Annotated in this window: 14 protein-coding genes; 4 read left to right on the forward strand and 10 right to left on the reverse strand. The window is 64.5% G+C overall.

Going from position 1 to position 14,045, the window contains the following annotated elements:
• The first annotated feature begins 70 nt into the window (after window positions 1-70).
• Together lepA and H0S73_RS21715 are read left to right on the forward strand one after the other, a co-directional pair.
• Window positions 71-1,876 (forward strand): translation elongation factor 4, encoded by a 1,806-nt coding sequence (gene lepA, locus H0S73_RS21710; RefSeq protein ID WP_181054085.1) that lies wholly within the window; start codon window positions 71-73, stop codon window positions 1,874-1,876.
• 264 nt (window positions 1,877-2,140) lie between these two features.
• Window positions 2,141-3,376 (forward strand): MFS transporter, encoded by a 1,236-nt coding sequence (locus tag H0S73_RS21715; protein WP_181054086.1) that lies wholly within the window; start codon window positions 2,141-2,143, stop codon window positions 3,374-3,376.
• A gap of 20 nt (window positions 3,377-3,396) precedes the next feature.
• On the opposite strand, the gene arsC is transcribed toward H0S73_RS21715, so the two are convergent.
• The 8 genes from arsC to H0S73_RS21755 form a co-directional block, all read right to left on the reverse strand.
• Window positions 3,397-3,822: an arsenate reductase (glutaredoxin) gene (gene arsC / locus H0S73_RS21720; protein ID WP_181054423.1), complete on the reverse strand. Its 426-nt coding sequence runs from the start codon at window positions 3,820-3,822 to the stop codon at window positions 3,397-3,399.
• 86 nt (window positions 3,823-3,908) lie between these two features.
• Window positions 3,909-4,529 carry a hypothetical protein gene (locus tag H0S73_RS21725; RefSeq protein ID WP_181054087.1) on the reverse strand — a complete coding sequence of 207 codons (621 nt, stop codon included), beginning with the start codon at window positions 4,527-4,529 and terminating at the stop codon, window positions 3,909-3,911.
• A 159-nt stretch (window positions 4,530-4,688) separates the two neighbouring features.
• On the reverse strand, window positions 4,689-5,777 hold the full coding sequence (locus H0S73_RS21730) for a TRAP transporter substrate-binding protein (RefSeq protein WP_181054088.1): 1,089 nt from the start codon (window positions 5,775-5,777) through the stop codon (window positions 4,689-4,691).
• 212 nt (window positions 5,778-5,989) lie between these two features.
• Complete coding sequence (locus H0S73_RS21735) at window positions 5,990-6,163, reverse strand: DUF1328 domain-containing protein (RefSeq protein WP_114945815.1); 174 nt, start codon at window positions 6,161-6,163, stop codon at window positions 5,990-5,992.
• A gap of 98 nt (window positions 6,164-6,261) precedes the next feature.
• The gene (locus H0S73_RS21740; protein ID WP_181054089.1) at window positions 6,262-7,353 is read right to left on the reverse strand and encodes an ATP-dependent DNA helicase; all 1,092 of its coding nucleotides are present in this window, start codon (window positions 7,351-7,353) and stop codon (window positions 6,262-6,264) included.
• Window positions 7,350-8,216, reverse strand: coding sequence for a DMT family transporter (locus H0S73_RS21745; protein WP_181054090.1), 867 nt, complete (start codon window positions 8,214-8,216; stop codon window positions 7,350-7,352). Before H0S73_RS21745 ends, H0S73_RS21740 begins: the two co-directional genes overlap by 4 nt.
• 572 nt (window positions 8,217-8,788) lie before the next feature.
• Window positions 8,789-9,514: a hypothetical protein gene (locus H0S73_RS25545; protein ID WP_202049842.1), complete on the reverse strand. Its 726-nt coding sequence runs from the start codon at window positions 9,512-9,514 to the stop codon at window positions 8,789-8,791.
• 117 nt (window positions 9,515-9,631) lie between these two features.
• Window positions 9,632-10,042, reverse strand: coding sequence for a PRC-barrel domain-containing protein (locus H0S73_RS21755; protein WP_181054091.1), 411 nt, complete (start codon window positions 10,040-10,042; stop codon window positions 9,632-9,634).
• Window positions 10,043-10,552: 510 nt separating this feature from the next.
• On the opposite strand from H0S73_RS21755, the gene H0S73_RS21760 reads away from it, so the two are divergent.
• Together H0S73_RS21760 and mepA are read left to right on the forward strand one after the other, a co-directional pair.
• On the forward strand, window positions 10,553-11,713 hold the full coding sequence (locus tag H0S73_RS21760) for an SDR family oxidoreductase (protein WP_181054092.1): 1,161 nt from the start codon (window positions 10,553-10,555) through the stop codon (window positions 11,711-11,713).
• A gap of 218 nt (window positions 11,714-11,931) precedes the next feature.
• Window positions 11,932-12,843, forward strand: a complete 912-nt coding sequence (mepA, locus tag H0S73_RS21765; RefSeq protein ID WP_181054093.1) for a penicillin-insensitive murein endopeptidase — start codon at window positions 11,932-11,934, stop codon at window positions 12,841-12,843.
• Between the two features lie 77 nt (window positions 12,844-12,920).
• On the opposite strand, the gene msrA is transcribed toward mepA, so the two are convergent.
• Window positions 12,921-13,580, reverse strand: coding sequence for a peptide-methionine (S)-S-oxide reductase MsrA (msrA, locus tag H0S73_RS21770; protein WP_181054424.1), 660 nt, complete (start codon window positions 13,578-13,580; stop codon window positions 12,921-12,923).
• Between the two features lie 88 nt (window positions 13,581-13,668).
• The gene (locus H0S73_RS21775) at window positions 13,669-13,989 is read right to left on the reverse strand and encodes a PetM family of cytochrome b6f complex subunit 7 (protein ID WP_181054094.1); all 321 of its coding nucleotides are present in this window, start codon (window positions 13,987-13,989) and stop codon (window positions 13,669-13,671) included.
• Between the last annotated feature and the right edge of the window lie 56 nt (window positions 13,990-14,045).

The following is a 14,045-nucleotide window of genomic DNA, read 5'->3' on the forward strand; positions in this document are numbered from 1 at the left end:
CGGCGGCCTCCCTTGGCTTTGGGGGCCGCCCCTGCTATTGCGGCCTGAACATTCTTATATTTGCAGTATTATGACCGCTCGCACCTTCGACAACATCCGCAACTTCTCCATCGTGGCCCATATCGACCACGGCAAGTCGACGCTCGCCGACCGCCTGATCCAGACCACGGGGGCGCTGACGGCCCGCGAGATGACGGAACAGGTGCTCGATAACATGGATATCGAGCGCGAGCGGGGCATCACCATCAAGGCCCAGACCGTCCGCCTGGAATACAAGGCCCAGGACGGCAAGACCTATATCCTGAACCTGATGGACACTCCCGGCCACGTGGACTTCGCCTACGAGGTTTCCCGGTCGCTCGCCGCCTGCGAGGGCTCGCTGCTGGTGGTGGACGCCTCGCAAGGGGTGGAGGCGCAGACGCTCGCCAACGTCTATCAGGCTATCGACGCCAATCACGAGATCGTGCCAGTCCTCAACAAGATCGACCTGCCCGCCGCCGATCCGGACCGGATCAAGGAGCAGATCGAGGAGGTAATCGGCATCGACGCCTCGGACGCGGTGCCGATCTCGGCGAAGACCGGCCTCAACATCGAGGGCGTGCTGGAAGCCATCGTCAAGAAGCTTCCGCCGCCGAAAGGCGACCCGGACGCGCCGCTCAAGGCTCTCCTGGTCGATTCCTGGTACGATGCCTATCTCGGCGTGGTCGTGCTGGTGCGCATCGTCGACGGCACCATGAAGAAGGGCCAGACCATCAAGATGATGGGCACGGGTGCTTCCTACGGCCTCGACCGCGTCGGCGTGTTCAACCCGAAGATGACCGAGCTGGCGCAGCTCGGCCCCGGCGAAGTCGGTTTCTTCACCGCCTCGATCAAGGAAGTCGCCGATACCCGCGTCGGCGACACCATCACGGACGAACGCAAGCCCACGGCGGAAGCGCTGCCGGGCTTCAAGCCCGTGCAGCCGGTGGTGTTCTGCGGCCTCTTCCCCGTCGATGCGGCCGATTTCGAGAACCTGCGCGGCGCCATGGGCAAGCTGCGTCTCAACGACGCGAGCTTCTCCTACGAGATGGAGACCTCCGCCGCGCTGGGCTTCGGCTTCCGCTGCGGCTTCCTCGGGCTCCTGCATCTCGAGATCATCCAGGAGCGCCTCGAGCGCGAGTTCAACCTCGACCTCATCTCCACTGCGCCTTCCGTGGTCTATCACCTGCGCATGCGCGACGGCTCGATCCGGGAGCTGCACAACCCGGCCGACATGCCGGACGTCATGCAGATCGAGGCCATCGACGAGCCGTGGATCCGCGCCACGATCCTCACGCCCGACGATTACCTCGGCGCCGTGCTCAAGCTCTGTCAGGACCGTCGCGGTGTGCAGATCGACCTCAACTATGTCGGCAAGCGCGCCATGGTGGTCTACGATCTGCCGCTCAACGAGGTGGTGTTCGACTTCTACGACCGCCTGAAATCGGTGTCGAAGGGCTACGCTTCCTTCGACTATCACATCTCCGATTACCGTGAGGGCGACCTCGTGAAGATGTCGGTTCTGGTCAACGGCGAGCCCGTGGACGCGCTGTCCATGCTCGTGCACCGCACCCGCGCCGAAGGCCGCGGCCGCGCCATGTGCGAGAAGCTGAAAGAGCTGATCCCGCCGCACATGTTCCAGATCCCGGTTCAGGCCGCCATCGGCGGCAAGATCATTGCCCGCGAGACCATCCGCGCCCTGCGCAAGGACGTGACCGCCAAGTGCTACGGCGGCGACGCTTCCCGCAAGCGCAAGCTCCTCGACAAGCAGAAGGAAGGCAAGAAGCGGATGCGCCAGTACGGCAAGGTCGACATCCCGCAGGAGGCCTTCATCGCCGCGCTGAAGATGGACAACTGATCGCGGCATCGTTTCACCCGAGAATGCCTTGAAAAGCGTGCCGGCATCACCGGCACGCTTTTTTGTTCGAGCCACTCATGGACGGGGCCGGGAACCCGATCCGGAAGCCCGAGTTCAACACAGGCAAGGGGCCACGGTCTGACGAACGGTCGTATGCTGAAGGAACGGAGTCGTCGGACGCCGGGCTTCGGCACGTCCATGCCGGCCGAACCCTTCGAAACCGCACATCCGAGCCACAGGATCTCGCTTCGTAAAGGAGAGCCCATGCCTTCGTCCCTGCGGGCCACGCTGCCGACGCTTTTCGCCCTTCTTTTCGGCTACGCTCTCATGCAGATCGGCAATACCCTGCAGGGCACGCTGCTCAGCGTGCGCGGGAGCATCGCGCAGTTCACGCCGACGGAAATCGGCGCCGTGGGCTCCGCCTTCTGGGGCGGGATCGTGGTGGGATCCCTTTACGCCGGGCGCGTGATCCAGCAGGTCGGTCATACGCGGACCTTCGCCGCCCTGGCAGCGATCGCGGCCTCGACGGCCCTGCTGCATCTCCTCGTGATCAATCCGCCCGTCTGGATCGCCGCCCGTGCCGTGACCGGATTCTGCTTCGCCGGGCTGTTCATCGTCGTCGAGAGCTGGCTCAACGCCTCGGCCGACGCGCGGACGCGCGGCCAGGTTCTCAGCGTCTACGGGATGACAGGCCTGATCGCCGGAATCGGCGGGCAGCTGCTCTTGCCCGCAGGCGATCCGAACGGCTATCGGCTGTTCTGCTTCGTCGCCATCCTCATCTGCCTCGCCCTCGTGCCGACGGCCCTGTCGCGGGCCTCCGCGCCGGCCCATGCGGTCAGCGACACGAAGATCAACCTGATGCAGCTCTACAGGCAATCGCCCTTCGGCGTGGTGGCTGCGGTTCTCTGCGGCATCACCACGAGTTCGTTCTTCGCGCTCGGCCCGATCTGGGCCCAGGAGCGCGGGCTCGATACGACGGAGATCGCCATCTTCATGGCCTGCGGCACCCTGGGCGGCTTCGCCACCACCTATCCTCTCGGCTGGCTCTCGGACCGCATGGACCGGCGCCATGTGATCATCGGCGCGTCAGGCATGGCGGCAGCCATCCTTCTCGCGCTCATCCACTTCGTGCCGCCGACGGTGCCCGCATGGCTGCTTTTCCTCTATGTCGCCATCTTCGGCGGCAGCGTGATCCCGACCTACAGCATCGTGACGGCTCATGTGAACGACATGGTGAAGCCCGGCGAATTCGTGGCCGCCGCCGGCGGCCTCCTCATCCTGCAAGGCATCGGCGCAGCCATCGGCCCGGTGATCTCGGGCATGGCCATGACGGAACTCGGACGGCTCGGACTTCTCTATGTCGTCATCACCGCCCAGGCCCTCATGGCGATCTGGGGCGCCTATCGCAGCCTGCAGCGCGCCGCGCCTGCAACCGAGGAGAAGGAAACCTTCGTTCCGGAACCCGTCGTACCCGTGGGAACGCGGCTGGAGGCGCATTGAGCGCCTCCAGTTCGCCGATATCATGCTACGCCGATGCGCCGTCCCGAAGCATCGATCACCGGCTCGCCGTCCTCCTTGACGAACTCGCCCTGCTGCGGGGGCAGGATGTCGATCACGGCCTCGGACGGGCGGCAGAGCCTGACGCCCAGGGGCGTGACCACGATGGGCCGGTTGATCAGGATCGGATGCACCATCATCGCGTCGAGGAGCTGGTCGTCGCTCACGGAGGGATCATCGAGGCCGAGGTCCGCATAAGGCGTTCCCTTCTCGCGGATCACGTCGCGGACGCTCACGCCCATGCTCGCGACCAACTGGCGCAGTAGCAGGCGCGTCGGCGGCGTCTTCAGGTATTCGATGATATGCGGTTCGATCCCGGCATTGCGGATCAGCCCCAAGGTGTTGCGGGACGTTCCGCATTGCGGGTTGTGGTAGATGATCACGTCCATGGTCGGCCCTTCCAGTTGCGTGAAACCGTCCCTTGTCATGCCATCCGATGTCAAGGAGGGCGAACTGCCGCCCTGTTCGCGAAAGGTCAGCCCTGGCAGGCTGCCCTGCCCTGCACCTTCAACCGCGTCAGGAGCCGCCCTGCGAGAGCGTCATAGGCCTCGCGACTTTCCACGCCCGAGAGAGACAATTCGAGTACCCAATCGCTCGATAGCGGCATGATCAGGGTTTCGACCGTCATGGCGTGCGACGCCGTCGGCAGGCTGGCGTCGATCCAGGTCGCGGACCACCGGGTCGCCCCCGCCTCCGAAGTCAGAGAAACGGATTGGGCCGGTCGTCCCAGCATTTCCTCGAAATCCCGCTGCAGGGCCGCGGCGTCGCGGATCGCCAGATCGGACTGCGGCATGTCGCGAAGCTCCTCCGCCGAGCGGAAGCCGATCGAGAGATCCGCATTCGACACGACGGCTTTCAGGCCGACTTCCGTGAGATGCCATTCCTCCGGCAGGACAAAGGAGAAGCAGAGATCCGGCGCGACTTTGCCGGAAACCTGCGTCTGGTGGGAGGCTGCGTCGAAACGCGCCTGGATGGCCTCGGTCCCGTCGATCCTGTCGAGCGGGTCATTGACGGCGTACGCCATGGGAGCAACGGCAAGTCCTATCACGAGAGCGATCGCGCCCGGCCATACTCCCCGCCACATCATGCTAGCCACGGAACCCTCCAAGGGAATGAACCCTCACTCCTAAGGAAACGCCCGGGAACTGCACAGGTTGCCTCGAAATCCGGCAGCACGACATCGGCGCCCATGCGCGGCCGTTCGATAGGAAAGGCGGGCCGAAACCCGCCTTCCCTTTTCTGCTCTCGCCTGCGATCAGCCGCGGGCGCGGGCGCGGATCATGAACGTGTCGAAGGCGTATTCGGCCACTTGGAACCAGAGATATTCCTCGCCGCGGAACGCCTTGTAGCTGTCGTAGATCTTCTTGAAGTCCGGGTTCTTGGCCGAGATCTCGTCATAGACCTCGTTGGCGGCCTTGTAGGCTGCTTCCATGATCTCCTGCGAGAACGGACGCAGCTGCGCGCCGTTGCCGATCAGGCTGCGCAGGGCGGCCGGATTTTTGGCATCGTACTTGGCCTGCGTGTCGACGTTCACATAGCCCGCAGCCGCCTGGACGGCAGCCTGGTAGCTCTTCGGCAGCTCGTTCCACTTCTGCAGGTTGATGTAGAAGTGGATCGCGGGACCACCCTCCCAGAAGCCCGGATAATAGTAATACGGCGCCACCTTGTTGAGGCCGAGCTTCTCGTCGTCGTAGGGTGCGACCCACTCGGCGGCATCGATGGTGCCGCGCTCGAGCGACGGATAGAGATCGCCGCCGGCGATCTGCTGCGGCACGACGCCGAGCTTGCCCATGATCTGACCGGCGAGGCCGGCGATGCGCATCTTGAGACCCTTCAGGTCCTCGACGGTCTTGATCTCCTTGCGGAACCAGCCGCCCATCTGCACGCCTGTGTTGCCGGCCGGCAGAGCGTAGACATTGTGCTTGGCGTAGAAGTCGTTCAGCAGCGCATTGCCGTTGCCGTGATAGAGCCATGCATTGGTCTGGCGGGAGTTGAGGCCGAAGGGCAGCGTGGTGCCGATGGCGAAGGTCGGGTCCTTGCCCACGTAGTAGTACGAGCAGGTGTGGCCCATCTCGACCGTTCCGCCGCCGATGGCGTCGAGCGCCTGCGGGGCGCCGACGATCTCGCCGGGTGCGAAGGTCTGGATGATGAACTTGCCGTCGGTGGCCTCCGCGACGAGCTTGGCGAAGGTCTCGCCGCCGCCGAACAGGGTGTCGAGGGATTTCGGGAAGGCCGAGGTCAGGCGCCAGCGAACTTCCGGGTTCGACTGGGCGATGGCGGGCTTCGCGACGGCTCCGGCTGCGGCACCAAGGGTGGCAGCCTGGAGGAATGCACGACGTTTCATGAGCGTCCCTTTCATTCGTTTCCGTTTCAGGGCGCGCACGGGACAGAAAGTTTCAACGCGACGCACTCAAACGAATAGTTGAGACGCCCCTATAACGCCCCAACGGAAAGAAGGGAGGCCTTCCGAAGCAGGGACTTCATGCATTCAGTGCATGCGTGAGCAGGTCCCAGAGCAAGGCTCGGAACCTGCGGCCGATCGCACCGTGAGGGGCGTCAGAAAATCAGCTCGCCCGCACCCCAGGCGATGAGGATCAGGATCACGAAGCCCAGGAGGAACAGGCCGAACAGGACCTTGGCGACGGTCTTGGCGCCGGACGCGACGCCCGTGAAGCCCAGGGCACCGGCCACCAGCGACACCACGAGAAAGATCAGGGCCCATTTCAGCATATCCGCACCTCGACTTCATACTGCTCAGCTGAAGACATTAAGCGCTCACGGTCGATCCGGTTCCGCACAGGCGCCTGGTAGAAAGCCGGCAGTTCCCGTCAGACGACGACTGTCACCTTCTCGGCCGCGCGGGTAAGCGCCGTATAGAGCCAGCGGCTGCGATGTTCGCGGAAGGCATAGGACTCGTCGAAGAGCACGAGGTCGTCCCATTGCGAGCCCTGGGCCTTGTGCACGGTCAGCGCATAACCATAGGTAAATTCGTCGGACTCCTTGCGCAGGACGAACGGCACGTCCTCTTCCGTACCCTCGAAGAAGGCCTTGTGCACGGCGACCTCGACGGAGCGGCGGCGGGCATCGTCGTCGGGCAGCACATCCATGCGGATGAAGTCGTTGCGGATACCGCGCAGGGCCTGGATGCTCCAGGTGCCGCCGTTGAGCAGCCCCTTGGTCTTGTCGTTGCGCAGGCAGACGAGCTTCTCGCCCGCCGCCGGCATGGGATCGCGATAGCCGTTCAATTCGCGCAGGCGCGTGTTGTAGAGGCGCCGGGTCTTGTTGAGGCCCACCAGCACCTGATCGGCCGCCATGACGGTGGCGGCATCGATCTCGCGGCGGCGGATGATGCGGCTCTCGCCATAGGTGCCCGGCTCCAGCCGCCCGCCTTCCCGAACCTGCATCGACAGGTGGATGATGGGGTTGTCCTTGGCCTGCCGGTGGACCTCCGTGAGCATCATGTCGGGCTCGCCCTCGGTGAAGAAGCCGCCGCCCTTCACCGGCGGCAGCTGCGCCGGGTCGCCGAGCACGAGAACGGGTTGACCGAAGGACAGGAGATCGCGCCCCAGCTCCTCGTCCACCATGGAACATTCGTCGATGATGATGAGATCCGCCTTGGAAGCCGGGCTCTGGCGGTTGATCACGAATTGCGGACCGTTCTCGTCCGATTCCCGGGAGCGGTAGATCAGCGAATGGATCGTCGACGCATCGGCGCAGCCCTTGGTGCGCAGCACGAGCGCGGCCTTGCCCGTATAGGCGCCGAACGCCACATCCCCGTCAACGTTCTCGGCGATGTGCTTGGCGAGCGTCGTCTTGCCCGTGCCGGCATAGCCGAAGAGGCGAAACACCGGACGGTCGCCGCGGCGGAGCCACTCGGCGACGGCTTTCAGGGCGGCGTCCTGTTGCGGCGACCAGGTCATGCGGATTTCGCCTCGCGATGCAGGGAATAGAGAAGACCCATGATGATGATGCCGCTCCCGAGGAAGACATAGGGATCGAGCGCCTCGCCATAGAACTGCCAGCCGACAAAGGCGATCAGCGGGATGCGCATGAAGTCGAGCGGAACGACCATGGTGGCGTCGCCCCGCCGGTAGGCATTGGTCAGGCAGTAATGCGACAGCAGGCCGCCGACGCTGATGCCGATGAGGCCGAGCGCGTGGGACGGCTGCACCTGGAGCCAGAAGGCCCGGCTCACGCCCGCGAGGTTCATGGGCAGCTGCAGCAGGTTCATGAAGAACAGGATCGCGAAGGTGCTCTCCGTCATCGTGAGACGCTTGGTCATGATCGCCACGAGGGCGAAGCTGAACGCCACGCCGAGCATGAGAAAACTGGCCGGCTGCAAGGTTTCCAGACCGGGGCGCAGGATCACGAGGATGCCCGCGAAACCCAGCACGATGGCGACGAGACGGCCTCTCGTCATTTGCTCCTTGAGCAGCGGGATCGCCAGCAGCGCGACCCAGGCCGGCGTGGTGAATTCGAGCGCGAAGACCGTTGCGAGCGGCAGGAGCGTGAGGCCGAAAGCCCACCCGTCCGTGCCGAGGAAATGAAGGACGTTGCGCGCCAGGTGCAGCGGAAAGCGACGGGGCTTCAGACCGGGCCGCAGCTCCGGCTTGAGAAGCGCGAGCGCGAGCAGGATCAGGACGCCCGCGGCGTTGCGCACGGCCAGCATCTCGAAGATCGAGAAGGTGGGTGCAAGCGTGCGTACCGCAATGGCGGTGGCGGAGAAGGAGAGGAGCGCGCCGCTCATCCAGAGGACGACGGCGAGGATGCTGCGATGGGGCAAGGCGGTCCAACCGATGTGAGGCCCTTTTCGCTTAGCCTGCCTCGACGATGGCGTGAAGCCTCCATCGTCATGCGGCCTGCAGCGACCAAGGCGCACACGACGGACGAATGCGTGTGCCGGTCTCGACGGGAGATCGGCACATGTCCTCACGCTCGAGTCATGACATGTGATTCTCGACACGCACGACGGCATGCGGACCGGTTTTCGACTCCGTGCGACGATTTTTTCGGACACTTATGCGCGATGTCTCCAACCGACGCAGGAGCCGTTTTCGACCCTCTCCAAGTGAAGAGGTTTTTGACCTCGACGTTGAACGCTCCCAAACACGCTCGAATACTCTGCGGCGGTTTAACATCTTCTTTACAATTGAGCTAAGTCACTGCGCTAAAAGGATTTTTCATTCCATCATGACGGCGCCCGATCATGAAGAGCGATGTCGACGGCGCTGACGAAGTGTCTCTAACTGTCTCATCTTGAACCCGATATTGAGTCTTTGATCTGCAAGAGCAGAGAGACTTGTCGTCCGAAATATCCACAGAAAAAGTGAGCGTTCTACTGTCTACACTTTTCGATTATCGGAACCGCGTTGGTATAACGACGTTGCCTTGCAAGCGTGACGGTTGCACGCGAAGGCCCTTGAAGGAGGCGGCAATGCCGACAGATACCAAGAACCCGCTGACGATGCTGTTCACGGGTGACACCGGTGCGACCAGCACCAAGAAGACCGCTAAGAAGAGCAGCGCGCGCCGCAGCTCGACGAGCACCGCCAAGAAAGCTGGCACGAAGAAGACCGCTGCCAAGAAGACGACCGCCAAGTCCGCCACCAAGAAGACGGCTGCGAAGTCGACCTCGCGGTCGGCGGCGAAGTCCTCCGCCAAGTCCGGCGCGAAGAAGACCACTGCCAAGAAGGCGGTCGCCAAGAAGACCACGGCGAAGTCCGCCGCCAAGTCCGCTGCCAAGAAGACCACGGCCCGCTCGTCGGCCAAGTCGGCAGCGAAGAAGACCACCGCCAAGAAGACGGTCGCCAAGAAGACCACCGCTCGGAAGGCTCCGGCCAAGTCGGCCGCCAAGAAGTCCACGGCCCGTTCGACCTCGGCCCGTTCGACTTCGGCTCGGAAGACGGCTGCTCGCAGCACCAGCCGCAGCGCGGTGAAGTCGCCTGCGAAGTCCCGCAGCGCCTCCAAGTCCACCACGAAGCGCGCTGCCGCCGCTTCGAGCCGCACCTCGGCCACGAAGAAGTCGGCCAAGGTCGCGAAGCGGTCTTCGAGCGCTCGCAAGAGCCCGTCGAAGTCGCGCAAGCGCTAAACATCCATGCCGCAAGCGCCGGAATAGGACCTCCTATCGCCCGGCGCCTGCGCATAAAAAATCGCCCGGCGAGAGCCGGGCGATTTTGTTTGACCGGGTCGCAGGTCGGGTTACCGGCCCGTGCTCATCGGGTCGCTGTCGCCCCAATAGGGCGTGGCGTTGTAGTAGCGGTGGACGTGCTCTTCCCATTCGCGATCATACGATGCGTCATGCCCCTCCGCGCTGCGGCGGGGCGCTCCGCGCAGCTGATCCTCGGAGAGGTTCAGCTCATAGGCATCGAGCTCGGTGTTGTACTTCAGGACGCTCCAGGGAAGCGTGTAGTATTCCTCGCCGAGCCCCATGAAGCCGCCGAAGCTCATGACCGCATAGGCGACCTTGCCGGACCGCTTCTCGATCATCACCCGCTCGATGGTTCCGATCTTCTCGCCGTCCGTGCGGCGCACCGGCGTTCCTTCGACCTTGTCGCTGGCGATCAGGCTGTGAGTTTCACGAACGTCGCTGCTCTGTGCCGTCGTCTGCATCACTGCGCTCCCTTCCTGTGTGAGATCCAGGGCACCGGACCCAAAGGCGGACCCGTTTTCCGGGTCAAATCCGATGCTTCATCGTTCAACCGGCGCATCGTCGATGCGGAAACCGGATCCATCTTTCCGCACGATGCTCCAAGGCAACGCTCGGGTTGAAAAGCAGGTTCCGGTTCGGGTCCGAAAGTCCAAGCTTTCCAAGACTTTTGGCTTTCACGACTTCCGGGAGATCATCGATCCAGGGGGCGGACTCCCGCTTCTTGATCCGCCGAATGCCATATCCTCGAAGAGCGCATCGTCGGTGCGGCGCGGCAGGTCCGCTTCCCTTGCAAGCGGGAAAGATATTCCCTTGCAAGCGGGAAAGATATCCCTTTCACTTGCGAGCCTCCCCTTCCGCATGGTGAACCCGTGTCGTCCCGGCGCCGCGCGGCAAGCGCTGCCGTAGGAACCCCCTTTCCGACCTCACGTTGACCCACGTTCACGGACCTTGAGGAATTGAAGGAGATTGCCATGGCGGTTCGCCAGAAGCCGGTCGAGGGCCAGGTCGTCGTCATCACCGGCGCATCGAGCGGCATCGGACTTGCGACGGCCCATCTGTTCGCCGAACGCGGCGCCAAGGGTCTCGTTCTGGTCGCCCGCAACGAGGATGCTCTGCGCAAGATCGCCGATGAGCTCAGCCGCGGAACGACGCGCGCCATCGCGGTCGCTGCCGATGTCAGCAAGCGCGAAGACCTGGAGCGGGTGTCGCGCACGGCCATCGAGACTTTCGGGGGCTTCGACACCTGGGTGAACGATGCCGCGGTGGCCATCTACGGCAATCTCTCCGACATCCCGATGGAGGACCAGCGTCAGCTCTTCGACGTGAACTACTGGGGCGTCGTCAACGGCTCGATGATCGCGGCTGATCACCTGCGCCGGCGGGGCGGCACCATCATCAATGTCGGCAGCGTTCTGTCCGAGCGGGCCATGATCCTGCAGACCCAGTATTCGGCGGCCAAGCATGCGGTGAAGGCCTTCACGGACGGCCTGCGTATGGAGCTTGCGAACCAGGACGCACCGATCTCGGTCACGCTCATCAAGCCTTCGTCCATCGACACGCCCTATGTCGAACATGCCCGCAACTATCTCGACCGGGAGAATGCCGTTCCACCGCCGGCCTACGACCCGCATCTCGTCGCCAAGGCGATCGTGTACGCGGCCGAACACCAGCGTCGCGAGATCACCATCGGCTTCGGCGGCTGGGTCATCGGCGCCATGGGAAAGGTCGCGCCGCACCTCATCGACAAGGCGATGGAATGGACGGGCTATGCCTCGCAGACCACGGATCATCCCGAACGCCCGGGAATGCGAGACAACCTCTATCGCGCCCGCCAGGACGGCGACATGTATTCGTCCCTGCCCGGCGAGCCGCGCAAGACCAGCCTGCTCCTCGAAGCGCAGCTCCATCCCTTCACGACAGCCGCCGTGCTGGCCGGAGTCGCGGCCGGCATCGCAGCCCTGTTCCTGCCGTCCCTGGCGGCAAGCCGTCGTCCGAAGAGGGTCAAGCGGCCGACGCCTCGCTACCAGCCCGCCATGCGCCGCACCGGCAACGGGCACGACAAGCGCACGTTCGGCCCCGGTCACATCAGCCAGCGCGGCCCCAGCGAAGGCCGCCCGCAACCGAGGCATTGATTGCGGCTCTTCCCACGTCATCACCGGCCTCGTGCCGGTGATCTCGATCGGACAAGCGCGGCACACTTCCAATCGGGATGGCCGGGACTGATCCCCGGATCACGTCCGGGGACGGCCATGACGCAGCATCCTTCAGGCTCACCTCACCTTCAAAAGAGCGACAACATGGCCGCATCCGGCACGTTCCGAAGTCCGCGCCCGCAGGCTAGCCTTGCCGCATGATCCCGATTCGCTCTCTCGCCCTCGCGCTCGCTCTTCTCGCCGGCGGCTCCGCCGTCGCCCAGGACAAGGGCACGCTCGACCCGAAGCCGCTGCCGCCGCTCGCCAATCCCGACGATCCCAAGCTCGCCGCGAAGGAACTCTTCGGGCGACGCACGACGCCGGCCGATCTGCGCTCCCGCTCCATTGGCGGCTATGCCCGGGGATGCGTGGCGGGCGCAGCCGCGATCCCGATCGACGGGGACAACTGGCAGGTCATGCGCCTGTCCCGCAACCGCAACTGGGGCCATCCGCAGATGATCGGATTCCTGCAGCGGTTCGCGACCCGTCTCCCCGGCATCAACGGCTGGCCGGGCCTTCTCGTCGGCGACATCTCGCAGCCGCGCGGCGGCCCGATGATCACGGGCCATGCCTCGCACCAGATCGGCCTCGATGCGGATATCTGGCTGACCCCCATGCCGAACCGACGCCTCTCGCGGGCCGAGCGGGAGGAGATGTCGGCCACCAACATGGTGCGCGACGACCTGCTCGACATCGATCCCGCCAAGTGGACCCCGCAGCATACCGCGCTCATCCGCGCGGCGGCCCAGGAGCGCAGCGTCGCCCGTGTCTTCGTGAACCCGGCGATCAAGCGGGCCCTCTGCCGCGAAGCCGGCGCCGAGCGCTCCTGGCTGACGAAGGTGCGGCCGATCTGGGGCCACAACTACCATTTCCATATCCGCCTCGCCTGCCCGGCCGGCGATGCGGGCTGCGCCGACCAGGACCCGCCGCCGGGCGGCGACGGCTGCGGCGCGGAGCTCAATGCGTGGTTCACGCCGCAGATGCTGCATCCGAAGCCCGGCAAGCCCCGCCCGCCTCTGACCCTGGCGCAATTGCCCAACGAGTGCCGCGGCGTTCTCGAGGCGCCGTGACGAGCGCTTAAACGAGAAACGGCCTGCATCCGGATGGATGCAGGCCGTTTTTTCAAGCCTTCGGCAAGAGGCTGGATTTATTCGGCCGCGACCCCGACGCCGATCTGGCACGACACGCCCGTGCCACCGAGGCCGCAATAGCCGTTCGGGTTCTTGGCCAGGTATTGCTGATGGTAATCCTCGGCGAAGTAGAACGGCCCCGCTTCGAGGATCTCGGTCGTGATGGGTCCGTAGCCCTTCGCCGCGAGCGCCTCGCCATAGGCCGCCCTGGAGGCCTCCGCGGCCCTTCGCTGGGCCTCGTCGAACACGTAGATCCCTGAGCGGTACTGGGTGCCCGCATCGTTGCCCTGGCGCATGCCCTGCGTCGGATCATGGTTCTCCCAGAAGGTCTTCAGCAGGGTGTCGTAGGAGATCGCCTTCGGATCGTAGACCACCAGCACGACCTCGTTGTGCCCGGTCAGGCCGGAGCAGACCTCCTCGTAGGTCGGGTTCGGCGTGAGGCCGGCGGCATAGCCCGCGGCGGTGATCCAGATGCCGTCGCCCAGCTGCCAGAACTTGCGCTCCGCGCCCCAGAAGCAGCCGAGGCCGAACACGGCCTTCTCCATCCCCTCGGGATAGGGCGGCTGGAGGGGGCGGTGATTGATGAAGTGCGTTTCAGCCGTCGGGATCGGGCTGGGGCGGCCGGGCAGAGCCTCGGCGGCATTGGGCAGGTCGAGTCGTTTGCGGAAGCTGAACATGGAGGTCCCTCGCGTGACCTCGTCCATGTAAGCATTCCCGGGCCTCTGCGGGAGAGCCCCGACGTCACCTTCCCGTGAAAGAAGGGGTTCAGCGGCCGGCGAGATAGCCGATGGGCTCCAGGGGCTTCTGGCCGATCCACATCAGCAGCGCGCCCAGCAGGAAGGCCGTGACCGAGGCGGGCATCTGCAGGACATAGGTGGCGATCGGATCCCACAGCCAGGGATAGCCGCGCTGCGCGATGCTTCCCTCGAGTTCGGCCAGCCCGTTGGGCGACAGAATGCCCGCCACCTTTCCGATGGACCCGAACGATACAGCATTGTTGACGATGGATCGGGTGCCGTCGATCACCAGTCCGACGAACCCCGCCGCGATGAGCAGGAGGCCAAGGCTACGCGCTAGGAACTTCAAGGGAAGATACCTCTATGAACAGAGGGGGAATTATCTAGAGCGTTTTGTCGCAATGG

The sequence above is a fragment of the Microvirga mediterraneensis genome (assembly GCF_013520865.1).
GTDB classification, from domain to species: Bacteria; Pseudomonadota; Alphaproteobacteria; order Rhizobiales; family Beijerinckiaceae; genus Microvirga; species Microvirga mediterraneensis.

What these genes read in the sequence shown, in the direction of transcription:
- H0S73_RS21740 (WP_181054089.1), bottom strand. Translation starts at nt 7,353, where the DNA reads ATGACCTGGTCGCCGCAACAGGACGCCGCCCTGAAAGCCGTCGCCGAG.
- arsC (WP_181054423.1), bottom strand. Translation starts at nt 3,822, where the DNA reads ATGGACGTGATCATCTACCACAACCCGCAATGCGGAACGTCCCGCAAC.
- H0S73_RS21755 (WP_181054091.1), bottom strand. Translation starts at nt 10,042, where the DNA reads ATGCAGACGACGGCACAGAGCAGCGACGTTCGTGAAACTCACAGCCTG.
- H0S73_RS21760 (WP_181054092.1), top strand. Translation starts at nt 10,553, where the DNA reads ATGGCGGTTCGCCAGAAGCCGGTCGAGGGCCAGGTCGTCGTCATCACC.
- H0S73_RS21715 (WP_181054086.1), top strand. Translation starts at nt 2,141, where the DNA reads ATGCCTTCGTCCCTGCGGGCCACGCTGCCGACGCTTTTCGCCCTTCTT.
- H0S73_RS21735 (WP_114945815.1), bottom strand. Translation starts at nt 6,163, where the DNA reads ATGCTGAAATGGGCCCTGATCTTTCTCGTGGTGTCGCTGGTGGCCGGT.
- msrA (WP_181054424.1), bottom strand. Translation starts at nt 13,580, where the DNA reads ATGTTCAGCTTCCGCAAACGACTCGACCTGCCCAATGCCGCCGAGGCT.
- mepA (WP_181054093.1), top strand. Translation starts at nt 11,932, where the DNA reads ATGATCCCGATTCGCTCTCTCGCCCTCGCGCTCGCTCTTCTCGCCGGC.
- H0S73_RS21730 (WP_181054088.1), bottom strand. Translation starts at nt 5,777, where the DNA reads ATGAAACGTCGTGCATTCCTCCAGGCTGCCACCCTTGGTGCCGCAGCC.
- lepA (WP_181054085.1), top strand. Translation starts at nt 71, where the DNA reads ATGACCGCTCGCACCTTCGACAACATCCGCAACTTCTCCATCGTGGCC.